Origin of the sequence: Salinispora pacifica DSM 45544, from assembly GCF_000378845.1 — a bacterium.
Classification (GTDB): Bacteria; Actinomycetota; Actinomycetes; order Mycobacteriales; family Micromonosporaceae; genus Micromonospora; species Micromonospora pacifica.
Genome location: NZ_KB905359.1, coordinates 4,283,371 through 4,305,063, shown reverse-complemented (window position 1 = coordinate 4,305,063; position 21,693 = coordinate 4,283,371). Strand labels below are relative to the sequence as shown.

Annotated in this window: 25 protein-coding genes; 14 read left to right on the top strand and 11 right to left on the bottom strand. The window is 70.4% G+C overall.

Annotation, left to right across the window (positions count from 1 at the left end; all coding sequences use genetic code 11):
- Positions 1-13: 13 nt before the first annotated feature.
- The 3 genes from SALPAC3_RS0119780 to SALPAC3_RS0119770 form a co-directional block, all read right to left on the bottom strand.
- The gene (locus SALPAC3_RS0119780) at positions 14-1,360 is read right to left on the bottom strand and encodes a M16 family metallopeptidase (protein WP_018222917.1); all 1,347 of its coding nucleotides are present in this window, start codon (positions 1,358-1,360) and stop codon (positions 14-16) included.
- Entirely contained in the window at positions 1,357-2,649 is a 1,293-nt protein-coding gene (locus SALPAC3_RS0119775; protein ID WP_018222916.1) for a M16 family metallopeptidase, read from the bottom strand. The genes SALPAC3_RS0119780 and SALPAC3_RS0119775 overlap by 4 nt, the downstream gene beginning before the upstream one ends.
- 155 nt (positions 2,650-2,804) lie before the next feature.
- Positions 2,805-3,956 carry an alkaline phosphatase PhoX gene (locus SALPAC3_RS0119770; RefSeq protein ID WP_018222915.1) on the bottom strand — a complete coding sequence of 384 codons (1,152 nt, stop codon included), beginning with the start codon at positions 3,954-3,956 and terminating at the stop codon, positions 2,805-2,807.
- Positions 3,957-4,263: 307 nt separating this feature from the next.
- On the opposite strand from SALPAC3_RS0119770, the gene SALPAC3_RS0119765 reads away from it, so the two are divergent.
- The 3 genes from SALPAC3_RS0119765 (at position 4,264) to SALPAC3_RS0119755 (ending at position 5,942) form a co-directional block, all read left to right on the top strand.
- Complete coding sequence (locus SALPAC3_RS0119765) at positions 4,264-5,361, top strand: 3-deoxy-7-phosphoheptulonate synthase (protein WP_018222914.1); 1,098 nt, start codon at positions 4,264-4,266, stop codon at positions 5,359-5,361.
- Between the two features lie 39 nt (positions 5,362-5,400).
- Positions 5,401-5,646 carry a hypothetical protein gene (locus SALPAC3_RS0119760; protein ID WP_196230348.1) on the top strand — a complete coding sequence of 82 codons (246 nt, stop codon included), beginning with the start codon at positions 5,401-5,403 and terminating at the stop codon, positions 5,644-5,646.
- A gap of 89 nt (positions 5,647-5,735) precedes the next feature.
- The gene (locus SALPAC3_RS0119755; RefSeq protein WP_018222912.1) at positions 5,736-5,942 is read left to right on the top strand and encodes a hypothetical protein; all 207 of its coding nucleotides are present in this window, start codon (positions 5,736-5,738) and stop codon (positions 5,940-5,942) included.
- Between the two features lie 103 nt (positions 5,943-6,045).
- Here the strand turns inward: SALPAC3_RS0119755 and SALPAC3_RS0119750 are convergent, their stop codons facing one another.
- Genes SALPAC3_RS0119750 through SALPAC3_RS0119740 form a run of 3 tightly spaced genes read right to left on the bottom strand, consistent with a single transcriptional unit; the run spans position 6,046 to position 7,259 of the window.
- Positions 6,046-6,567 (bottom strand): DUF1360 domain-containing protein, encoded by a 522-nt coding sequence (locus tag SALPAC3_RS0119750; RefSeq protein WP_018222911.1) that lies wholly within the window; start codon positions 6,565-6,567, stop codon positions 6,046-6,048.
- Positions 6,568-6,618: 51 nt separating this feature from the next.
- On the bottom strand, positions 6,619-6,936 hold the full coding sequence (locus SALPAC3_RS0119745) for an SRPBCC family protein (protein WP_018222910.1): 318 nt from the start codon (positions 6,934-6,936) through the stop codon (positions 6,619-6,621).
- Positions 6,936-7,259, bottom strand: coding sequence for a DUF6158 family protein (locus SALPAC3_RS0119740; RefSeq protein WP_018222909.1), 324 nt, complete (start codon positions 7,257-7,259; stop codon positions 6,936-6,938). The genes SALPAC3_RS0119745 and SALPAC3_RS0119740 overlap by 1 nt, the downstream gene beginning before the upstream one ends.
- Positions 7,260-7,381: 122 nt before the next feature.
- On the opposite strand from SALPAC3_RS0119740, the gene SALPAC3_RS0119735 reads away from it, so the two are divergent.
- The 3 genes from SALPAC3_RS0119735 (at position 7,382) to SALPAC3_RS0119725 (ending at position 9,305) form a co-directional block, all read left to right on the top strand.
- Positions 7,382-7,795 (top strand): hypothetical protein, encoded by a 414-nt coding sequence (locus tag SALPAC3_RS0119735; protein ID WP_018222908.1) that lies wholly within the window; start codon positions 7,382-7,384, stop codon positions 7,793-7,795.
- Between the two features lie 24 nt (positions 7,796-7,819).
- Positions 7,820-8,155, top strand: coding sequence for a DUF3817 domain-containing protein (locus SALPAC3_RS0119730; RefSeq protein ID WP_018222907.1), 336 nt, complete (start codon positions 7,820-7,822; stop codon positions 8,153-8,155).
- Between the two features lie 178 nt (positions 8,156-8,333).
- Entirely contained in the window at positions 8,334-9,305 is a 972-nt protein-coding gene (locus SALPAC3_RS0119725; protein WP_018222906.1) for a C40 family peptidase, read from the top strand.
- Positions 9,306-9,364: 59 nt separating this feature from the next.
- Here SALPAC3_RS0119725 and SALPAC3_RS0119720 read toward each other — a convergent pair whose 3' ends face one another.
- The gene (locus SALPAC3_RS0119720) at positions 9,365-10,357 is read right to left on the bottom strand and encodes a sigma-70 family RNA polymerase sigma factor (protein WP_026185740.1); all 993 of its coding nucleotides are present in this window, start codon (positions 10,355-10,357) and stop codon (positions 9,365-9,367) included.
- A 449-nt stretch (positions 10,358-10,806) separates the two neighbouring features.
- Positions 10,807-11,496, bottom strand: a complete 690-nt coding sequence (locus SALPAC3_RS0119710) for a dTMP kinase (protein WP_196230347.1) — start codon at positions 11,494-11,496, stop codon at positions 10,807-10,809.
- Positions 11,497-11,654: 158 nt separating this feature from the next.
- Between SALPAC3_RS0119710 and SALPAC3_RS0119705 the strand changes: the two genes are divergently transcribed.
- The 8 genes from SALPAC3_RS0119705 to SALPAC3_RS0119670 all read left to right on the top strand — a co-directional run bounded on the left by SALPAC3_RS0119705 (position 11,655) and on the right by SALPAC3_RS0119670 (position 17,533).
- Positions 11,655-12,239, top strand: coding sequence for a nucleotidyltransferase family protein (locus SALPAC3_RS0119705; protein ID WP_018222902.1), 585 nt, complete (start codon positions 11,655-11,657; stop codon positions 12,237-12,239).
- A complete protein-coding gene (locus SALPAC3_RS0119700) occupies positions 12,236-12,514 on the top strand; it encodes a hypothetical protein (protein ID WP_018222901.1) in 279 nt (92 codons plus the stop codon). The genes SALPAC3_RS0119705 and SALPAC3_RS0119700 overlap by 4 nt, the downstream gene beginning before the upstream one ends.
- 10 nt (positions 12,515-12,524) lie before the next feature.
- Positions 12,525-13,301 (top strand): metallophosphoesterase family protein, encoded by a 777-nt coding sequence (locus tag SALPAC3_RS0119695; protein ID WP_018222900.1) that lies wholly within the window; start codon positions 12,525-12,527, stop codon positions 13,299-13,301.
- Positions 13,292-13,435 (top strand): GPGG-motif small membrane protein, encoded by a 144-nt coding sequence (locus tag SALPAC3_RS28435; RefSeq protein ID WP_018222899.1) that lies wholly within the window; start codon positions 13,292-13,294, stop codon positions 13,433-13,435. Before SALPAC3_RS0119695 ends, SALPAC3_RS28435 begins: the two co-directional genes overlap by 10 nt.
- Positions 13,436-13,437: 2 nt before the next feature.
- Complete coding sequence (locus SALPAC3_RS0119685) at positions 13,438-13,956, top strand: TspO/MBR family protein (RefSeq protein WP_018222898.1); 519 nt, start codon at positions 13,438-13,440, stop codon at positions 13,954-13,956.
- Positions 13,957-14,114: 158 nt separating this feature from the next.
- A complete protein-coding gene (locus tag SALPAC3_RS0119680; RefSeq protein WP_018222897.1) occupies positions 14,115-15,458 on the top strand; it encodes an ABC transporter substrate-binding protein in 1,344 nt (447 codons plus the stop codon).
- Between the two features lie 67 nt (positions 15,459-15,525).
- On the top strand, positions 15,526-16,578 hold the full coding sequence (locus SALPAC3_RS0119675) for a carbohydrate ABC transporter permease (RefSeq protein WP_018222896.1): 1,053 nt from the start codon (positions 15,526-15,528) through the stop codon (positions 16,576-16,578).
- A gap of 4 nt (positions 16,579-16,582) precedes the next feature.
- Entirely contained in the window at positions 16,583-17,533 is a 951-nt protein-coding gene (locus SALPAC3_RS0119670; RefSeq protein WP_018222895.1) for a carbohydrate ABC transporter permease, read from the top strand.
- 12 nt (positions 17,534-17,545) lie between these two features.
- On the opposite strand, the gene SALPAC3_RS0119665 is transcribed toward SALPAC3_RS0119670, so the two are convergent.
- The 3 genes from SALPAC3_RS0119665 to xylA are packed head-to-tail and all read right to left on the bottom strand — an operon-like array spanning position 17,546 to position 21,663.
- Entirely contained in the window at positions 17,546-18,970 is a 1,425-nt protein-coding gene (locus SALPAC3_RS0119665) for an MFS transporter (protein ID WP_026185738.1), read from the bottom strand.
- 34 nt (positions 18,971-19,004) lie between these two features.
- Positions 19,005-20,465, bottom strand: a complete 1,461-nt coding sequence (xylB, locus tag SALPAC3_RS0119660) for a xylulokinase (RefSeq protein WP_018222893.1) — start codon at positions 20,463-20,465, stop codon at positions 19,005-19,007.
- Positions 20,466-20,475: 10 nt separating this feature from the next.
- Positions 20,476-21,663, bottom strand: a complete 1,188-nt coding sequence (xylA, locus tag SALPAC3_RS0119655; protein ID WP_018222892.1) for a xylose isomerase — start codon at positions 21,661-21,663, stop codon at positions 20,476-20,478.
- Between the last annotated feature and the right edge of the window lie 30 nt (positions 21,664-21,693).

Here is a 21,693-nt window from a genome sequence, read left to right as displayed (position 1 = left end):
GGGCGGTGGGCGGTCAGCGCGTGCTGGTGATGACCTCCCCCAGGTCGGTCGCCGCCAACTCGGCCCGGATCAGGGCGGCGTCCCCCTCGACCACCAGGGTCAACTCCTCCGGGTGCAGGTGCGCGGCGGCGGCCGCCGAGACCTCATCGACCTCGGCGGCGAGCAGCGCCGCACGCAGCCGGGCATGGTAGTCGTCAGGTAGGTCGTGGACGACCAGCGTGGTCAGCGCCGTGGCGATCGCCCGCGGGGTCTGCAGCTCGACCGAGAGCTGGCCGGCCAGCCAGGAGCGGGCCACCGCCAGCTCCGCTTCGGTCACCCCGGTCTGCTGGGTACGGGTGATCTCGCCGACCGCCTCGACCAACGCGGGCGCGGTCACCGCGGTCTGCACGCCGGAGCTGACCGCGAACCGCCCGAACCGACGCGACGACACGAAGTCACCCCGGATCCCGTACGTGTAGCCCCGCACCTCACGGATCAGATGGTTGAGCCGGGAGGTGAAGGCGCCGCCGAGAACGGTGCCGGCGAGCCGCATCGGCACATGGTCGGGGTGCGCGCGGTGCGGCGACGGATGCCCGAGCCGCAGCGTCGACTGCACCGAACCCGGCCGGTCCACCAAGATGATCTTTCGTCCCTGGCGCGGGGTGACCTCGACCGGGCCGCCCCGGTCCGCCGCACCACCACCGGCGCCGGCGAACGCCGTCGCCGCGAGCGCGTCCAGGTCGAGACGCTCCAGGTCCCCGACGACGATCAAGGTGCCCGGCCGGAGGAACCACTCCGAGTGAAAGATCCGGACGTCCTCGACCTCCAGCGCGGCGACCGTCTCCGGATCGCCGTACAGCGGCCGGCCCCAGCGGTTCTCGGCGCCGAACAGGTCGGCCCGCAGCGCCGCATCGGCCCGCGGGCCCGGATTCGCCCAATCCATGCGCTGCGCGGTCGCCTCGTCGTCGCGTACCCGCCGAACATCGTCCGGCTCCAGCCGCGGCGTGCGCACCGCCTCCGCCAACAGCTCCACGGCGGCGGGCAGCCGATCCACCGGCACCTGCACGCTCACCTGGAAGGAGTCCCAGTCCAGGCCGGCCACCAGCTCGGTACCGAGCGCCTCGATGGCCAGCGCGTACGCCGTCGCGTCCCGCTGCGCTGTCCCCTCTTCCAGGGCCTTGGCGAGCACCGCGCCCAGCCCCTCCCGCCCCTGTGGCTCGCGGCCGGCGCCCGCATCGAGCAGCAACAGCGCCACCGCCAGCGACTGCCCCGGCAGGTGCGCGGCGACCAGTTGCCCACCCGCGACACCACGGCGAACGACCTGCGGAAACCGGTACGGTCGGGCGGCCCCCGGACCGGGCCGGGTGCTGATCAGCGTCATGAGTTCTCCTCGGGCAGGTAGGTCAGGGTCACCCGGTCGGCGGGGGCGAGCACCTCGGCGGCCACCGCCGCGATCTGGTCGGCGGTCACCGCCAGCCACGCCGGCAGCCGCTCGGCTGCCCGGCGCGGGTCACCGAACTGTGTCGCGTACCGGCCGAGGGTGTCGGCTCGGCCCTCCACCGTTGACATCTGCCGCCACCAGGCGGTGCTGAGCAGCGCCTTGGCCCGGTCCAGCTCCGCGGCGGTAACCGGCACGGTGGCCAACTCGTCAACCACCTCGCCCAACCCGGCGGCCAACCGCTTCGCCGCCACCCCGGGGCGGGCGGTGGCGGTGACGATCAACGGCGCCGGCGCGTATGCCAGGTCCACCCCGTACGCCCCGACCAGGTCCGGCTGCGCGATCCGCTCCCCGTCGACAAGCCGTTGGTAGAGCCGGCTGCCCCGCCCGCTGCCGAGGACGGTGGCGAGCACGCTGGTCACGTCGTAGCCGGCGGTGCCGAACGGGTGGGTACGGTGCGCGACGTACACCCGGGGCGCGGGTACCTCGGTGACGACCGTCTCCGTCGTCGCCACGCCGGCGCCGGAAACGTGCTGGCCGTCCGGCGCGGCAGGGATCTCCGCTCGGGGTGGGATCGCGCCGAAGTACTTCTCGGCCAGGGCGAACACCTCGTCGGCGGAGGTGTCGCCGACAACCGTCAGAACAGCGTTGTTCGGCGCGTAGTACGCGGCGTGGAACGCCTGGAAGGTGGGGAGGTCGGCGGCGTTCAGGTCGGCCATCGAGCCAATCGTCGCGTGGTGGTACGGGTGGCCGGGTGGGTAGAGCAGCGGCAGCAGCCGCAGCCAGGCGTCGCCGTACGGGACGTTCTCGTAGCGCTGCCGTCGCTCGTTCTTGACCACGTCCCGCTGGTTGTCCAGCGTCTCCTGGGTCAACGCCGGCACCAACCCGCCCATCCGGTCGGCCTCGAGCCAGAGCGTCAGCTCAAGGTGCTCGGCGGGGACCGTCTCGAAGTAGTTGGTGCGGTCCGGGTTGGTGGTGGCGTTGAGGGACCCACCACATCCCTGGACCAGCTTCATGTGTTCGGTCTTCGCCACGTTTGTCGAGCCCTCGAACATCAGGTGCTCGAAGAGGTGGGCGAAGCCGGTCTGCCCCTCCGGTTCGTGCCGGGAGCCGATGTCGTACCAGAGGTTCACGGCCACGGCTGGGGCGGTGCGGTCCTCACTCACCACCACGCGCAGGCCGTTATCCAGTCGGGTCGTCTCGATGGGCCAGGGAAAACCGCTGTCGGGCATGGGAGGACGCTATCCGATCTCCGAGGCGCGGGGGCGGTGCGCCGCGGGACGGGCCCGACGCGGGGAGGGCGCGCGCCACGAAACGGGGCCCAGCGCCGACGGTGTGCTGCGGGACGGGGCCCAACGCTGGCTCAGCCGCGGGCCCCGCCGCTCGCTCAGCGGAACGGGCCACGTACCTCGTAGGTGATGCCGCCGGAGGACCATCCGGAGGTGCCGCGCTGGGACGAGAAGTAGAACCGGGTGCCGTCGGGCGAGAACGCTGGACCGCAGATCTCCGACCGGGACTGACCGGTGATCCGCAGGAACGGGGCGACGACCTCGTCCGGGGTGATGATGTTGATCTCCATGTTCCCGCCGTCCTCGGCGACGTAGAGGTCACCGCCGGCGCTACCGGTGATGTTGTCCACCCCGGTCAGCGGGGCGGTACCGGAGACCAACGAGTCGTCGTACGCGAGGTCGATCCGCTCGTTGACCGCGTCGTACGCCCAAACCCGGTTGTCCCCCTTCGTGGTGAACCAACAGGTCCCGTCGGCGTACCAACAGCCCTCGCCGCCGTTGAATCGCTTCGCCCCGGAGACCTGGTTTCGGGTGTACCTCGGCCAGCCGTCCGGGTCGGGCACCGGGGCCCAGGACACCGGGCCGCTGGTGGCGGTGCCAGCCACCAGCACCTCCAGGGTCCCGGCCGAGAGGTCACCCCAGGTCGTCGGCCGAAACCGGTAGAGGCAGCCGTCGCGCTCGTCCTCGGTGAGGTAGATCACCTGTCGAGTTGGATCGCAGGCGGCGGCCTCGTGCTTGAACCGACCCATCGCGTCCCGCCGTAGGGCGTCCGCGCCACCGGTCGGATCGGTCTCGTAGACGTAGCCCCGGCTGACCTCCTCGCAGGAGAGCCAGGTCTCCCACGGCGTCGCCCCACCCGCGCAGTTCTGCCGGGTGCCCGACAGGATCTGGTAGGCCGAGGCGACACTGCCGTCGGCGTCGAACCGGATCGCCGACGCGCCCCCACCCGGGGTGATCTCCGAGTTGGAGACGTAGATCCAGCCGGCACCGGCGGCGAAGCAGGCGCCGCCGTCGGGCGCGTCGTGCCAGGTGTGGGCGGTACCGGGGACGGCCTGCCGGGAGCGGGCCACGATCCGACTGGTGAATCCCACGGGCAGCTGGATACCCAGGGCGTCGGCCGACTGCAGGGGCCCGTAGGGGCTCTCCCCGGGCTGGGCGGGGTCGGCCAGCGCGGCGCCAGCCCAGAGGCTGCCGGAGAAGGCCGCGGCGCCACCGGCGACGCCAGCGCGGAGCAGAGTACGACGATCCATCGAAAACCTCCGGGAGGGGGAGTGGTCGGTCGTTGGCACCACAAACCTATCGAAATCTCCATCGAAGCTGGTAAAAATCAAATGAGTATTTCTGGACGGGCGGGTGGCCGTTTCCGTCGAGTCAGGTAGACTCGCTGACGTGACATGCTCGTATCGATGGTTTAGGCAGCCGGCTCCCGCCGGTGACCTCATCGTGAGCTGAAGTCACCCGCACGAGCCGGCAAGGCAGGAGCTTCCGCTCCTGCCTTTTTGCGTACGAGCAGCCGGCTCTCCCGGGCACCGGCCCCGGGCACGGTCCGGCGAAGGGATGCCCACCGTGACCACCTCCGAGACGAACCGGATCAGCGACCAGCGGATCGACCGCGTGGTGCCGCTGACCACCCCGGCCCTGCTACACCACGAACTCCCCCTGGACAGTCCGCTCACCTCGGCCGTGCTGACTGGCAGACGGGCCGTCGGCCGGGTGTTGGACCGCACCGACGACCGCCTCCTGGTAGTGGTCGGCCCCTGTTCGGTACATGACCCGGTCGCCGCCCTCGCCTACGCGCACCGACTCCGCGAGCTCGCCGATCGACTCGCCGACGACCTGCTCGTGGTGATGCGGGTCTACTTCGAGAAGCCGCGCTCGACCGTCGGCTGGAAGGGGCTTATCAACGACCCCGGCCTGGACGGCTCCGGTGATGTGAACACCGGCCTGCGCCGAGCCCGGGCGCTCCTGATCGACGTGCTGCGCCTGGGCCTTCCGGTCGGCTGCGAGTTCCTCGACCCGATCACCCCGCAGTACATCGCCGACACGGTGGCCTGGGGCGCGATCGGCGCCCGGACGGTGGAGAGTCAGGTGCACCGCCAGCTCGCCTCCGGCCTGTCGATGCCGATCGGAATGAAGAACCGTCCCGACGGCAGCATCTCCACCGCGGTGGACGCCATCCGGGCGGCCGGCGTGCCGCACGTCTTCCCCGGCATCGACGCCTCCGGCACCCCGGCGATCATGCATACCCGCGGTAACACCGACGGCCACCTGGTGCTCCGCGGCGGCGGCAACCAGCCGAACTACGACGCCGAGTCGGTGAACGACGCGCTGGCGCTGCTGCGCGCCGCCGGGCTTCCCGAACGGCTGGTCATCGACGCCAGCCACGCCAACAGCGGCAAGGACCACCGAAACCAACCGCTCGTCGCCGCCGACGTGGCCGCCCAGCTCGCCGGCGGCCAGCACGGCATCGTCGGCGTCATGCTGGAGAGCTTCCTGGTCGCGGGTCGGCAGGACCTGGACCCGACCCGTGAGCTGACGTACGGACAGTCGATCACCGATGCCTGCATCGGCTGGGACACCACGGAGCAGGTCCTGGCCGACCTGGCGGCCGCCGTACGCACCCGGCGGCGGGCTCCGGCCGTCACCCCGGTCTGATCTCCGGGCGGGTGGTTTACCGGTTACGGCCCCGGGTAGTTGGGCGCCGTGACCGACAACCCACCCGTAACCGCGGTGCCCGAGACCGAGTCGGACCTGCGCCGTCTCGACGACCTCCTCGAGGATCTCTACCGGGGCCAGGAACGGATCAGCCAGGGCGACATCTACCGGCGGGCGGTCGCCGCACAGATGCCGGCGGAGCTGCTCACCCGCATCTGCGGACTGCCCGAGGGCGAGTACTCGGTAGACGAGGCGGCCGACCTGCTGGGCGGGTCGGCCACCTGACTGGGCCGCGGCCGACGAGCCGGGCCGCCGGTCCGGCGATGCCCGGCGACGGGTGTGCAGCCCGGTGATCCGACGCGAAGGAGAGTGACATGTCCCAGCCCGCCCGGCGGCATTCGGAGCAGCAGGAACAGCTCGCGGCTCTCGGCCAGCCGCCGGAGGGCCGGGACACCCTGCCGGAGCCGGACTTCGCCCGGGAGCACGATGTCACGGCGGTTGATCGAGACATCATCACCGGCGCGGACGCCGACGAGCGGGAGGAGGAGTCTCCCCGAGGTTGGTCGGGCGAGGAGAGCTGAGCGCCTGCTCCGCTCGGCGCAGGCCGAGAGGTCGCACGATCGCGGCGGTCCGGTTGCCCGGACCGCCGCGATCGTGCGACGGAGGTCAGCCGGCTGACTGACCCTAGCTCCGCTCGGCCGCCTGCTGCGCCATCGCGTGCGCCAACTGGAGGAAGTCCGACGCCGTCATAGCGGTGAGAGCGGTGGCGACGAGCCGGGTCAGCCGCGGCGTCAGCACCAGTCCTCCGGTGAGCCCGGTAGCTACCCAGACGGCCAGGCAGAACGGGCAACTGAGCAGCTCACCGACAGCGTGTCGGGTGGAGCTGCCCGAGTCGCGCACCTCCTCCATCACCTCGCCGCTGCCGATCGGGCGGGCGTAGCGGGTGAACGGGGCCCGCAGCGGACTGGTCACGGCCTCTTTGGTGAGCAGCCGGCTGAGCTTGTAGGTCGCGATGGCCAGCAGGACCACGTCGGCCGTCGCGGGCCGCTCCGGCAGCGGCCGTCGAGTGGCCTTCACCAGCCCGGCGATCGCGGACGTCACCCCAGCGTAGGCTCCCATGGCCACCAGATAGCCGCCGAGCGGCCGGTACTCGTGTGGCGCGTAGGCCCGACGCAGACGGGTCACCTTCGCCTTCAACTCGGTCACCGCTTCCTCGGTCTGGTCGCCGAGCCGAACGGCTCGACGGTTGCCCCCGGCTCAGCCCGCCTGCAGGTTGTCGGCCACCGCTTGGGCGAGGTCTTCCAACGCCTCGTCCACCAGCCGCTCGGCGGTGCCACCGGTCAGGTCGAGCCGGATCCACGCCCCACCGGCGTCGGCCGGGTCAACCCGGATCTCGGCGGTCCAGTCCCCGGTGGCCCGCCAGCGGGCCGTAAGCTCCGTCGGACGGATGTCAGTGGCCGGTCGGCCGTCGGCGCGAAGCGGCTCGGGGAGCCACGCCGACATCCGGTTCGGGTCGATCGCCGTGTTGAACACGACCTCCGGGGGGGCCGAGATACCCCGCTCGGCTGACGCCATCACGACTCCCGTAGTCGGCTCGGGTCGACCTCCCGCCCCGGACGCCGGGCGAGATACTCGGTCTCGAGCTCGGCGGTCCGCCGCAGGTGGGTGGCGAGCGCCGCGTCGGCGGCGTGCCGCAGGGTGTCCAGCCGCGTTCGGTGCAGGCTGTGCAACTCACGGATCAGGTCGGCATCGCCGAGTTCGGCAGGGTCGACGCCGAGCACCTCGCCGTCGGAGTCCGCGGTGCCGGAGGCCCGGTCGTGCAGGTGGTCCCCGTCCCATTCGGGCATCCGCTGCTCCGGGCTCGGGTACTCATCCCGCCGCACGGATCCGGTCATCATCGCCCCCTTCACTGTTCTGGGCTGGCGTCTGGCCGGATGCCCACCCGAGGGTGCCGGCAAACCAGCCCGCCGCGAGGACACGGCTGTCGGAACGCGCCCGCGCCCCCGGTACCCTCGAGGCCATGAAGCGGCTCTGGACCCCGGCGTGGATCGTGCGCCACGTGGCCCTGGTCGTGCTCGTCGTGGGCTTCCTCGGGCTCGGCTGGTGGCAGCTCAGCCGTGCGGCCGGCGGCAATCCGATCAGCTGGGGATACGCCGTTGAATGGCCGGTTTTCGCCGGCTTCGTCGTCTTCGTCTGGTGGCGGGAGGTCCGCCAGGAACTCCGCGGGCCCGAGGCGCCGGGGCCAGCGGCGGAGACCACCGAGCCGTCCACGACCGCCGAGCCGACCCGGCTGGCGGTGCGCCGGCCGGTACGGGCCAGCCGTACCGCGGCCACCGTGCCGGACAGTGACGATCCGGAGCTCACCGCCTACAACCGCTACCTGCGGTGGTTGACCGACAATCCGGGTGCTCGACCCGGCGACTACCCCGGCTAGGCCGGGTCGGAAGGACGGACGACGGTGGGCGCAGCCCTGACCCGGTACCGCGTGATCGCCTGGATCGTCGGCGTGGTGCTGATCCTGCTCATGGTGATCGGAATGCCGCTCAAATACGGCTTCGACTACCCGCTCGTGGTGGAGACGGTGGGCCAGGCCCACGGCTTCCTCTACATGGTCTATCTGGTGGCCGCCTTCGACCTGTCCCGGCGAGCGGGCTGGCCGTTGTCCCGCATGATCCTGGTGATGTTGGCGGGAACCGTTCCGTTCGTCTCCTTCTTCGCTGAGCGGCGGGTGAGCAGGTGGGTGACCGCGCAGGCCGCGATTCCGGAGCCGGTTGCCAACACCCCCGTCCGATAGAGGTTCACGTACTTCCGTCTGGCAACAATCGCCTCAACTTCCCCTGCGGTTCACTCCTGCCCCGGGTTACCTTGTCCGGGTCGGCCCGCTCGACGCCGTCCGTCCGGAGGGCACGGGTCCGGCGCCGCTGGGGCCTCCGCCCCTACCCGGTGGCTGGTGGGAGAAGGAGCCGTCGCACTTGCCGTCCGTCCGGAAACGACTTCCCGCCCTCGCCGTCGCGGCGATCTCGGCCACGCTGGTCGCACCGGTCGCGCCCGCCCAGGCCGAGCCCTCCCCCGCCGAGCTGACCCGGCGGATCGAGAAAGCCTCCACCGAGCTGGAGCAGGTCGTGGAGGCACACAACACCCTCGCCGAAGACCTCAAGACAACCAAAGCCACCCTGGCCCGGTTGACTGCCCGGCTGGGCCCGCTGGAGCAACAGGTCGCGCGGGGCCGGGCCGAGGTCCACCAGCTGGCGGTGGCCGCGTACAAGACCGGTGAGCTCGGCACCGCCACCGCATTACTACGCCCAGACGACGCCACGACCCTGGTCAACCGGTTCACCACCGTCGACCGACTCGCCCAGGAGCGGCAGCAGCGCATCACCACCTTCACCGACGACCAGCGTCAGCTCCTCGCGCAGCGGACCCGGCTGGAGGAAACCGTGGCGAAGGTGACAGCGCAGGCCCGAGGGCTGGCCAGCACCCGCGAGCGGATCGAGCGCGACCTGGCCGACCTGTACGAGCTGCGCCGGCAGGCGTACGGCCGGGCAACCGAACCCGCCGGAGCCGACCCGGACCAGGTCCGAGCGGCACCACCGGTCTCCGGCGCGGCCGGGGTGGCGGTGCGGTACGCGTACGGGGCGCTGGGCAAGCCCTACCGGTGGGGCGGGGACGACGGCGCCGGGTACGACTGCTCCGGCCTGACCTCGGCGGCGTGGCGAGCGGCCGGGAAGTCGCTGCCGCACAGCACCCGCCGGCAGTGGAAGGTGGTGGCGCACCTCAAACGCCACGACCTGCGCCCCGGCGACCTGGTCTTCTACCGTGGGCTCGGGCATGTCGCCCTCTACGTGGGCAGTGGTCAGATTATCGACGCCCCCACCGCGGGGCGCAATGTACTCAAGCGCGACATGAACATCATGCCGATCGTGGGGTACGGCCGGGTCCGCTGACCAGCACCCGCATGAGTAGGGTCGGGCCGGCGCCCCGACGGACGCCGGCCCGGTACCGCTCAGGCTGCTGTCTGTAGCCCTTCGGCGCGGGCCAGCTCGCGCAGCCGGCCGAGCGCCTGAATCTCCAACTGCCGGATCCGCTCCCGCGAGAGCGAAAACCGGGAGGCCACCTCGGTCAGCGAGTGCTCCCGACCGTCCTCGAGGCCGTAGCGGGCGCGCATGATGCCCGCCGACCGGTCGTCCAGGTGACTGAGGAGGCCCTCGATGCGCTGCCGCTCCAAGCCAGTGAGGACGATCTCCTCCGGTGACGGCGCGTCGGTGTCGGCGACCAGGTCACCGAGGTTGGTGTCGCCGTCGTCACCGACCGGCGTATCCAACGACACGGTGTCCTGCGACCAGCGAACCAGCTCGTTGACCCGCTCGACGGTGACGCCGAGCGCCGTCGCGATCTGCTCCGGCTCCGGGTCGCTACCGAGCTCACGGGTGAGTTGCCGGGCCATGTTCCGCATCCGGTTGACATCTTCCACCAGGTGCACCGGCAGCCGTACCGTGCGCTCCTGCTGGGCGATCGCCCGGCTGATCGCCTGACGGATCCACCAGGTCGCGTAGGTGGAGAACTTGAAGCCACGCTCGTAGTCGAACTTCTCCACCGCCCGGACCAGGCCGGTGTTGCCCTCCTGGATCAGGTCCAACATCGGCATCCCGGAGCGGACATACCGTCGGGCGATCGACACGACCAGTCGCAGGTTGGCCCGGATGAACAGGTCCTTGGCCCGCGCCCCGTCAGTGACCAGTCGTTGGAGTTCGGTCTTCTCGACGCCGGCCGGGACGCGGTCCTCGTCGAGCAGATGCTCGGCGTAGAGGCCGGCCTCGATCGCCTTGGAGAGATCGACCTCCGTGGCGGCGTCCAGCAACGGCGTCCGGGAAATCTCGTGAAGGTAGACGCCGACCAGGTCGCGCTCCTCGGCGACCTCGTCGGTCCGCATGCCGATATTCTTGTCCACGTTGCTCACGGTCCCCTCGCTCGCGCCGGTTGCCCGGTTCCTTGCCATCCCCACGTCCGCCAGCTCCCTCCCCGTACCTTCCGCTGCTGCTCGTCGGCGCTGACACCTGCACAACAGTTGAGACGCGTCAGGGATTCCATTCCGTGAGTCGAACGTGTCACGAATGCCTGATAATTAGCTGAGAGCAGGGTCCATATTTGCTGTCAGCACCTCAGCTGGCGGCCCTGAGCCGAGCACGACGTCCGATAGCTGGATCGACGGCCGCCGGCCAGGCCAGGTCCAGGCCAGGTCCAGGTATGAGGCAACACCACCCCGACCAAGGGCACAGCGACCCGGGTCACCACCGAGCTGCGATCCTGGTCACGCCCGGATCTGCCACGGCGGCCCGGTCGGTTCATCCACACCCGTGGTGATACCCCACGCCCGGGTGAACAATCCGCGGGCGGGTTCCCGGCCGGGCCGGGGCCAGCCGGCGGCCACCCCACCACTCGTGCCGATCACCGCGGCACCGGAACCCGAGCCGGCTCCGGCGCCGCGCCCAACCAACTGTGCAGGTGCTCCCTGATCTGCCGGGTCACTTCGTCCGCCGGACGGTCCGCATCCACCAGCACGAAGGTGGGGTGCTCTGGCAGACTCCGGTACGCGCGATCCGCCGCGACCAGGTATCGCATGCTCTCGTGGTCAGTGCCGCGCCGCTCGATCCGCCGGTACGCCTCGACGGGGTCAACAACCAGCAGAAACGTCACCTGCGGTCGGGGGAAGACGCGGTAGCCGAGCCGGGCCAGCCGCTCCCACCGGTGACCGCCGTGCGCCCGGATGCTCGCGTACTGGCAGGCGGAGTAGCGGTCCATCACCGCGACCCGGCCGGTCAGCCGGCGCCCCAGCAGGGCGGCGGCGATGGCAAGCCAACGCAGAACGGACTCTGCGGCCAGGAGGCCAGCCCGCCCGAGGAGCCGCTGCGCGTCCCGCCGACCCAGCCGCCGCGCCACCCGGCCGAGGAAACGCCGACCACCGGCGTTGCGATGATAGGTGGCGGGAAGCCCGATCGCGGTCAGTCCCGCGGCCAGCCGGTGGGCCTGCGTCGTCTTACCCGAACCGTCGATGCCGATCAGGGCGACGGCACGCAGTCGGGCCCTGCCGCGCCGCAATCGGGCCCTGCCGCGTCGCGCCACCTTGGAATCGGCCACCCTGCACACGCTATCCGACCCATGCTCCCGCTCTTTCGACCTATCCACCACCTTTGGCGGCAGGTGACGCTTTCCCGCGCGCTGCGCCAGGTGTGGCAGACCACGATGCCGGGTACCGACCTGACACCTCCTCCCGACCACCAGGAACGGAGAGCCAGATGGCCGAGCGCGGGGCCGAGACCCTGGTGCACACGCTGAAAAAGGTAGCCGCCGTGCTCAAGCAGGAAGACATCCCCTTCGCGCTCGGCGGCAGCTTCGCGGTCTACGCGCACGGCGGCCACTCCAGCGAACACGACGTCGACTTCCTGATCCGGGAGGCAGACGTTGACCAGGCCCTGGGCGCCCTGGTCGCGGCCGGCTTCCTCGCCGAGCGCCCGCCCGAGGACTGGCTGGTCAAGGTCTTTGACGACGACCGCGCGGTGGACCTGATCCACCGACCCATCGAAACACCGGTGACGGACAGCACCTTCGTCGAGACCATCATCCGGCCGGTGGACGCGATCCACATGCCGGTGCTCTCGGCGACCCAGCTGATGGTGCACAAACTGCTCAGCTTCTCGCAGCACTACTGCGACTTCACCCGGGGCCTGCCCCTGGCTCGCTCCCTGCGCGAGCAGATCGACTGGGAACGGGTATGCCGGGACACACGCCACTCGCCGTACGCCGAGGCGTTCCTGGTGCTGCTGGACCGACTCGAGGTGGTGGCGTACGCCGGCACCCCGGAACGAAGGGAGACACCGTGACCGAACACCACGACGTTGCCACGCGACGGGCGACCGACGAGTACGTCGCAGCCGAGATTCACCGGCTCCTCGCCGAGGACCCCGACGTGGCCGAGCAGGGCATCACCGTGGTCCGCCGGGAACTCGGCCTGGTGTTGCACGGCGAGGTGGAGAGCGTGCAGCGCCGGGACGAGATTCTCCGGCGGGTCGCCGAGCACTTTCCGGAGCTGGCGGTCACCAGCGACATCGGGGTGATCCGCGCGCACCCGCCCACGGAGATCGAACAACTGCCCTGAGGGAGACCCGATGGTGATCCGAATCGCCGCCGTGGGCGACGTGCATCTGGACGAGGACGTGGTTGGCCGCTTCCGGCCGGCTCTAGAGGAGATGCCGAATTACGCCGATGTGCTGCTGCTCGCCGGTGATCTGACCCGCCACGGCACCGAGGCGGAGGCGCGGTGTGTGGCACGCGAGTTCGGTGGCCTGGGGGTGCCGGTGGTGGCCGTACTCGGCAACCACGACTACCAGTGCAACGAGGTACCGCAGGTGGTGGAGGTGCTTGAGGCCGCTGGCATCACCGTGCTGGAGGGGAACGGGACGGTGTTGGACTGCGGCGGCAGCCGGCTCGGCGTCGCCGGGGCGAAGGGGTTCGGTGGTGGCTTCGCCGGGCGGTGCGCCGCGGACTTCGGCGAACCGGAGATGAAGGCGTTCGTGAAGGCCAGCACCGACAGCGCGGACGCGCTCGGGGCCGCCCTACACTCCCTCGACTGCGACCTGCTGGTGGCCCTGACCCACTACGCCCCGGTGCCCGACACGCTGGCCGGCGAGCCGCCGGAGATCTATGCCTTCCTCGGCTGCTACCAGCTGGGCCAGGCGATCGACTCCGCCCCCACCGCACTCGCCCTACACGGACATGCTCACCACGGGACCGAACGCGGCACCACACCCGGAGGAGTACGGGTGCGGAACGTGGCACACCCGGTGATCAAACAGGCGTACAGCGTCTTCCACCTGGGTGAGCACCTCGAACCGGGCGAGGTTTCCCGGATGGGCAGCCTGGGTACTAGGCCGGCGTGGAGCTGATTCTCTGGCTGATCTCGGTCGTCCTGGTGGTGGCCGGGATTCTCGCCCTGTTCCGACAGCGGATCCTGTGGGGAGTCGTCCTCATCGTCGGTGGCCTGCTGGTCGGACCGGGTGGGGTCAACGTCATCAGCTGACGGTGGAGCGAAAGCACTCCCGGGTGCACCAGAGCGCGGGTAGGTCCGAGGCGGCCGGTGATCGACGCCGGTGGTGGGCCCCACTTGGTTTCGGCGCGGCCGTCTGCTGCGCTGCCGCGATCGGCGGACTGGCGGTCCGCGACAGCAGCACCGACTACGCCGGCCTGGAGCAGCCTGCCTGGGCGCCCCCGGCGGGAGTGTTCGGCCCGGTCTGGACGGTGCTCTACGCGATGATCGCGGTCTCCGGCTGGCTGCTCTGGCGGCGCGGTGGCTTCGGTTCCGCGCTCTGGGCGTGGAGCACCCAGCTGGCGCTCAACGCGGTGTGGAGCCCGCTCTTCTTCGGAGCCGGTCAGTACGGGCTGGCGTTCGCCGACATTATTCTCTTGTGGTCGGCGATCGGCGGGACCGTCCTGCTCTCCTCCCGGATCTCCCGGGTCGCCGCGATTCTGCTGCTGCCGTACTGGGTCTGGGTCTCCTACGCCGCCCTGCTCAACCTGGCCATCTGGCGGCTCAACGCCTGACCGACCCGGCCATCGCATCGACGTTTTCAGATCGTTACCCGCTCGTGTCGTCTTCGGGGTAGACCACACCAGCCGCAAACGCTTTTGTGTGGAGCACGCCCATCGGACCGGCGCCAGGTCTGTCGTACCGACCCGCGCCGGCCAGGAAGGAGGACGGCATGGCGGTCTTCGTCAGACCACGCAAAGCCTTCGTATTAGCTGGCGTACTCAGCCTGGCCGTCGGCGCCACCGCCTGCGGTAGCGACGACGGCGACAGCGGCAGGGCCGATTCCCCAGAATGCGCGGTATACGAGCAGTACCAGGGCAACAGCGACACCGAGGTCTCCATCTACGCATCTATCCGTGATGCCGAGGCGGACCTGCTCGAGCAGTCCTGGGAGCAGTTCGCCGACTGCACCGGCATTGAGATCGACTACGAGGGCAGCGGCGAGTTCGAGGCACAGCTCCAGGTCCGGGTGGACGGCGGCAACGCGCCAGACATCGCCTTCATCCCACAGCCGGGCCTGCTGAACCGCTTCGCGCAGGCCGGCAAGCTCAAGCCGGCATCGGCCGAGACCAAGGCGATGGCCGAGGAGAACTACGCCGCCGACTGGCTGCAGTACAGCACCGTCAACGGCGAGTTCTACGGTGCTCCGCTGGGCTCGAACGTCAAGTCATTCGTCTGGTACTCCCCGAAGATGTTCCAGGAGCAGGGCTGGTCGGTGCCGACCAGCTGGGACGATCTGATCAAACTCAGTGACCGGGCCGCTGCCGACGGCATCACGCCGTGGTGCGTCGGCATCGAGTCCGGTGACGCCACCGGTTGGCCAGCCACCGACTGGATCGAGGACGTGCTGCTGCGGACGCAGACCCCCGAGGTCTACGACCAGTGGACCACCCACGCCATTCCCTTCAACGACCAGCGCGTCGTGGACGCCGTCGATCGCGCCGGCACCATCCTGCGAAACGACACGTACGTCAACGGCGGCTACGGCGGAGTGAAGAGCATCGCCACCACCTCGTTCCAGGAGGCCGGACTGCCGATCCTCCAGGGCGAGTGCGCCCTGCACCGACAGGCGTCGTTCTACGCCAATCAGTGGCCCGAGGAGAGCGAGGTCGCCGAGGACGGCGACATCTTCGCGTTCTACTTCCCGCCCATCGACCCGGCGAAGGGCAACCCGGTGTTGGGGGGCGGCGAGTTCACCGTCGCCTTCGACGACCGCCCGGAGGTCCAGGCGGTGCAGACGTACCTCGCCTCCGGTGAGTACGCCAACAGCCGGGCCAAGCTGGGCAACTGGGTATCGGCGAACACGAAGCTCGACCTCGCGAACGTGACCAACCCGATCGACCGGCTCTCGGTCGAGCTCCTTCAGGACGAGCGGACGGTCTTCCGCTTCGACGGTTCCGACCTGATGCCCGCCGCCGTCGGCGCCGGAACGTTCTGGAAGGAGATGGTGTCCTGGATCAGCGGCAAGGACACCGCGGCGGCCCTGGCCGCCATCGAGAGTTCCTGGCCCAGCTGATCAACCGCCCCGGTGGCCCGGCCGCGGGGCCGGGCCACCGGCAGCCCACGCACCCCCCGGAGGGTGGATGAACTTCGACTTCGCCGACGAGGCGCCGAAACTCGCCATGTTGCTGTATGGGGTGGTCGCCTTCGTGGTGGTGGTCGGTGGCCTGCTGCTGCTACTCGACGTCGTCCCCACCCGGCTCGCCCGCCGTCGGCAGGCCCGGCTCGCCGCGACCGTCCCCGCCGGGACGCCGCTCGGGCCGGGCCGACGCCGCTCCCGCGAGGGCCTGTTCGCCCTCTTCTTTCTGCTACCCACGGTCCTGATGCTCGGCGTCGGGCTGGTCATCCCCGCGATCCGCACCCTCGTGCTGTCGCTCAAGAACGGCGACAGCACGCAGTGGGTCGGGCTGCGCAACTACGGCTGGATGGTCGACCGGCCCGAGATCGTCGACATCCTGCGAAACACCGCGCTCTGGGTACTCCTGGTGCCGCTGCTCGCCACCTCGGTCGGCCTGATCTACGCAGTGCTCGTTGACCGCGCCCGCCTCGAGGCCCTGGCCAAGTCCCTGATCTTCTTGCCGATGGCGATCTCGTTCGTCGGCGCCGGCATCATCTGGAAGTTCATCTACGCGTTCCGGCCCGCGGAGGCAGACCAGATCGGCCTGTTGAACCAGATCTGGGTGTGGCTCGGCGGCGAGCCCCAACAGTGGTTGGCGAACCCGCCGCTGAACACCCTGCTGCTGATCGTGGTGATGATCTGGATCCAGGCCGGTTTCGCCATGGTGGTGCTCTCGGCCGCCATCAAGGCCATCCCCACCGACATGATCGAGGCTGCTCGCCTCGATGGCGTGAACGCCTGGCAGCAGTTCTGGCGGATCACCCTGCCGGGTATCCGGCCCGCCCTGGTCGTGGTGGTGGTGACCATCTCGATCGCCACGCTGAAACTCTTCGACATCGTCCGCACGATGACGAACGGCAACTTCGACACCAACGTGATCGCGACCGAGATGTACAACCAGGCGTTCCGGTACGGGCAGACCGGCCAGGGCTCGGCCCTCGCTGTCGTCCTGTTCATCCTGGTCATCCCCATCGTCATCTACCAGGTACGCAGCCTGCGCCGGCAGCGGGAGGTATGACCTCGTGACCACCACCCCGACACGGGCCGGAACCGACGCACCGGCGACCATCGCCGGCCGCGTCCGCCGGCGGCTCAACACCCGCTGGGCCACCGCTGCCTCAATCGTGATCGCGATTGTCTGGACCATCCCGACCTTCGGGCTCCTCATCTCGTCCTTCCGACCCGAGGACCAGATCAAGACGACCGGCTGGTGGACGTTCTTCGCTGATCCACAGCTGACACTGGAGAACTACGAGCAGGTACTCTTCGGCCGCTCCTCGTCGGCCGGCCAGCTGGCCAGCTACTTCCTCAACTCGATCGTCATCACGCTGCCGTCGGTGTTGTTCCCGTTGGCCTTCGCGGCGCTGGCCGCGTACGCGCTGGCATGGATCAACTTCCGGGGGCGGGACTGGATCTATATCGGAATCTTCGCGTTGCAGATCGTCCCGCTCCAGATGGCCCTGGTCCCACTGCTCAGCTTCTTCTCCCAGGGCGTCGGTATCGGCGGCATCGACCTCCTGCCCGCCTGGAACCTCGACGACGAACAGCGGTTCATCCAGGTCTGGTTCGCCCACACCTGCTTCGCGCTGCCCCTGGGTGTCTTTCTGCTGCACAACTTCGTGTCCCAGCTGCCCCGGGACCTGATGGAAGCAGCCCGGGTCGACGGTGCCACCCACCCGAAGATCTTCCGTACGATCGTGCTGCCGCTGATCACCCCAGCGCTCGCCGCGTACGGCATCTTCCAGTTCCTCTGGGTCTGGAACGACCTGCTGGTCGCGTTGATCTTCGCGGGCGGCGGGGACGAAACCGCACCGCTCACCGTCCGCCTCGCCGAGCTCGCCGGCACCCGGGGCAACGAGTGGCAACGCCTCACCTCCGGCGCGTTCGTCGCCATCGTCGTACCGCTGCTCGTCTTCCTGTCGTTGCAGCGCTACTTCGTCCGCGGGCTCCTCGCCGGCAGCGTCAAGGGATGACCACGCCCCGTACTACATCCGCCTGGCACGGGCCCGGAGCAGTAGTCGCACCGCAGCGATGTCCCGTGGGGAACTGCGGGCGGCGAGCCAGTACATGATCCCGGTCGGCACGAAGAACAGCTGGAACGCGGCGAGCCCGACCGCGTAGTTCAACGGCGGCGGGAAGGCCGCCCGCAGCCCATGGAACACCACCCCGACCAGTCCGTTCCCGGTCGCCCGGCCGACCCCGTTGACCAGGTTGCCGAGACTGTACACAGTGCCGCGATGCTCCGGCGGGTTGACGTCCGCGATCAGGGCGAACCAGTTCGGTGAATTGGCCGAGGTCAGGGCAAGCGCCAGCAACGCCGTGAGCAGACTCAGCCCGACCGTCGGCTCGGTCAGCACACTCGCCAGCACCGCCCGGACGATGGTGCCCGAGCCGGCCCCGTCGGGCACATCAATCCGAATCGGCACGAAGAAGAGCACCAGATAGAACGGCAACGCCGCGAGGATCCCGACCGCGGCGACCATCGCCCGGCCGGACGGGGTACGGCGTTGCAGCGCGTCGCCGACCAGTCCGCCGACGATGGAGAAGACCCCACCGAGCTGGAACAGGGTGGCGAAGACGCTGCCGACCACGACCGCCGTCGCGGCCGAGTAGCCCTGCGCCTCGGCCCGTTCGGCGAAGAGCACCGGCAGCCAGACCAGCGAGCCGAACGCGGCCTGCGCGGTGAGCCCCTGCAGGATCAGCCAGCGATTCGTCGGGCGGCCCAGAATCCGCGGCAGGTCGGCCCGGCTGATCCGGTGGTCGTACTCGGCGCCACCGGCCAACCGGTCGGCCAACTCCGGTTCGCTCTGACCACGCTGGATGTCGAAGGTGAACAGGTAGGCCGCGGTGGCACCGAGCCCCACCACGGTGAGCACCAGGAACGGACGTCGCCAGTCCGCCGCCCCGAGCAGGCCGCCCACCAGGGTGCCGGCCAGCGTGCCGACCCCCTGGGACAGCCCCCAGAAGCTCATCACCAGACCCCGCCGGCGGGGTGAGATCAAGTCGGTGACCACCGAGAAGCCAACCGACCCCACGGCGCCGAGCCCCACCGCACCGACCACCTGGGCGGCCAGAAACGTCGGATAGCTGCCCGCCACCGCACTGCCACCGGTGCCGAACGCCCAGATCAGCGTGCCGACCATGAGCAGCGGCTTACGGTTGGTGCGGTCCCCGACGTAGGCCCAACCCACCGCCGCCACCGCGCTGACCAGAAAGTTGGCCGCGGTGACCAGGCCGAGTAGACGCCGGGACACATCGAGCGCGTCGGCGATCGAACCATACAGCGGAGGCACCAGGCCGATCGCCACATTGTCCAAAGAAGCGAGCAGCACAAACACCACGACGCTGTAGAACCGGTGCGCCGGGCTGCCACCCCACGCCCGCACCGGGCCACCGGTGACCAAGGCCATACCGGCAGCCAACCAGGGCCGGCCCACCGCCCCGTCACCGGGGTGATCGCGGTGCGCCCCCGTGGTCGAGGACATGCTCCCGCGCCTCCGCATACCGGGCCCGAATCGCCGGCACCGAGTCCGCCTCGTAGCTTCGCGACCCGGCCACGGTCCACCTCGGCGGCGGCACCGCACCCAGGACAGCCCAGGCGGCCTGGCGGGCGGCGCCGTCGGCGACGTACTCGCCCGGGGGCGGAACCACCACCGGCACACCGAAGACCTGCGGAGCGACCCGTCGTACCGCGGCGGAGCGGGCGCCACCACCAACCAGAATCACCCGCCCGACGGCGACGCCCTGCGCGACGAGGGCGTCCAGTCCGTCGGCGAGCGCGCAGAGCATTCCCTCGACTGCCGCCCGCGCCAGGTGCGCCGGGGTGGCGGTACGCAGCGTCAGCCCGTGCACCGCACCGCTGGCGTCCGGCCGGTTCGGCGTCCGCTCCCCCGCCAGGTAGGGCACCAGGACCAGACCGTCTGCCCCGGGTGGCGCGGACAACGCCAGGTCGGCCAGCTCAGCGAGGCCGACCCCGAGCAGCGCGGCGGCGGCGTCGAGCACCCGGGCCGCGTTGAGCGTACAGACCAACGGCAGGTATCGGCCGGTGCTGTCGGCGAAGCCGGCGACGACACCCGTCGGGTCCGCTGTCGGCTGCTCCGCGACGCCGCACACGGTTCCGGAGGTGCCGATCGAGACGACCACGTCGCCGGGGCCAGCGCCGACCGCGAACGCGGCGGCGGCGTTGTCACCCGCGCCGGGGCCGAGCGAGACCTCCCCCCGCTCCGGTGCTCCGGCGAGCACGGCCGGGTCAAGTCGGCCGGCCGACTCCACCGGACCGAGTACCCGGGGCACGGTCACCATCCGGCCGAACGCCTGCTCGAACAGGTCCCGTCGGTACGTGGCGCGGGCCGGGGACCAGTAGCCGGTGCCACTGGCGTCGCTGCGGTCGGTGCTCAGCGCCGCCAGGCCGGGGGCGCCGGCGAGCCGCCAGGTAAGCCAGTCGTGCGGCAGGCAGACAGCAGCCACCCGGGCGGCGTTGCCCGGCTCGTGCCGGGCCAGCCAACGCAGCTTGCTAACGGTGAGACTGGCGACCGGCACCACGCCCACCGCGTCCGCCCAGAACCGCCGCCCGGTGTCGCCCGCGCCCGCCTCGGCCACCAGGTCGGCGGCGGCGCCGGCGGAGCGGGTGTCGTTCCAGAGCAGTGCCGGGCGGACCACCGCGCCGGCATCGTCAAGGCAGACCATGCCGTGCTGTTGCCCGGCGACCGAGACCGCCGCGACGTCGGCGAGCCCGCCGGCGGCCGACACCGCCTCGCCCAGGGCGGACCACCAGGCCGCCGGGTCGACCTCGGTGCCATCCGGGTGCGGCGCCCGACCCTGGCGGACCAGGACGCCGCTCTCCGCATCCCGAATAACGATTTTGCAGGACTGGGTCGACGAGTCGACTCCGGCGACCAGCGGCATCCGGCCGCCTTCAGCGCGCGCCGAGCAGATGCTCGACGGCGAGTTGGTTGAGCCGAACAAAGTGGTAGCCACGGGCGCCGGCAGCGGTCACGTCGTACTCCTCGAAGGCAGTACGGTCGGCGCGAAGCCCGGCGTGGGTCTCGCCCGGGGCCAGGGTTGGTGTTGTCAGCTCATCCACCCGGCTCATGGCCAGCGCCGCGGTCACCTCCGGGTCCGCCCGGAACGCCGCAGCCCGCTCCTTGAGGAGCAGATAGGTGCGCATGTTCGCCTCGGCCGAGGCCCACACCCCGGTCCGGTCCTCGGTGCGCGACGGCTTGTAGTCGAAGTGCCGGGGGCCGTCGTAGGCTGGCCCGCCGCCCGGACCGCCGTTCTCCAGGAGGTCGACCAGGGCGAAGGCATTGAGCAGATCACCGTGGCCGAAGACCAGATCCTGGTCGTACTTCACCCCACGCTGGCCATTGAGGTCGAGGTGGAACAGCTTGCCCTGCCAAAGCGCCTGCGCGATGCCGTGGACGAAGTTGAGCCCGGCCATCTGCTCATGCCCGACCTCCGGGTTGAGACCGACCAACTCCGGGCGGGCCAGGGTGGCGATGAAGGCGAGCGCGTGCCCGACGGTGGGCAGCAGAATGTCGCCGCGCGGCTCGTTGGGCTTCGGCTCGATCGCGAACCGCAGCTCGTATCCCTGCGCCACCACGTACTGGCAGAGCAGGTCAACCGCCTCGCGGTAGCGGTCCAGCGCGGCGCGGACATCCTTGGCGAGGTCGTACTCGGCGCCCTCCCGACCGCCCCACAGGACGAAGGTGCCCGCGCCCAGCTCCGCGGCGAGGTCCACGGCGCGCAGCGCCTTGCGGAGCGCGTACCGCCGGGCATCCCGGTCGTTGCTGGTGAAGCCGCCGTCCTTGAACACGGGATGGGTGAAGAGGTTGCTGGTGACCATCGGGACCACCATGCCGGTCTCGTCGAGGGCCCGGCGAAACCGGGTGAGGTGAGCGTCGCGAGTGGCAGCGTTCGCCCCGAAGGGGAGCAGGTCGTCATCGTGGAAGGTGATGCCGTACGCCCCCAACTCGGCGAGGCGATGCACCGCCTCGACGGCGTCCAGCTCCGGCCGGGTGGCATCGCCGAACGGGTCCCGGGCCTGCCAGCCCACCGTCCAGAGACCGAAGGAGAACTTGTCGGCAGGGGTGGGACGGGGCGCCATGCCAGCCTCCGGGTGTCGTCCGCCAGGTTC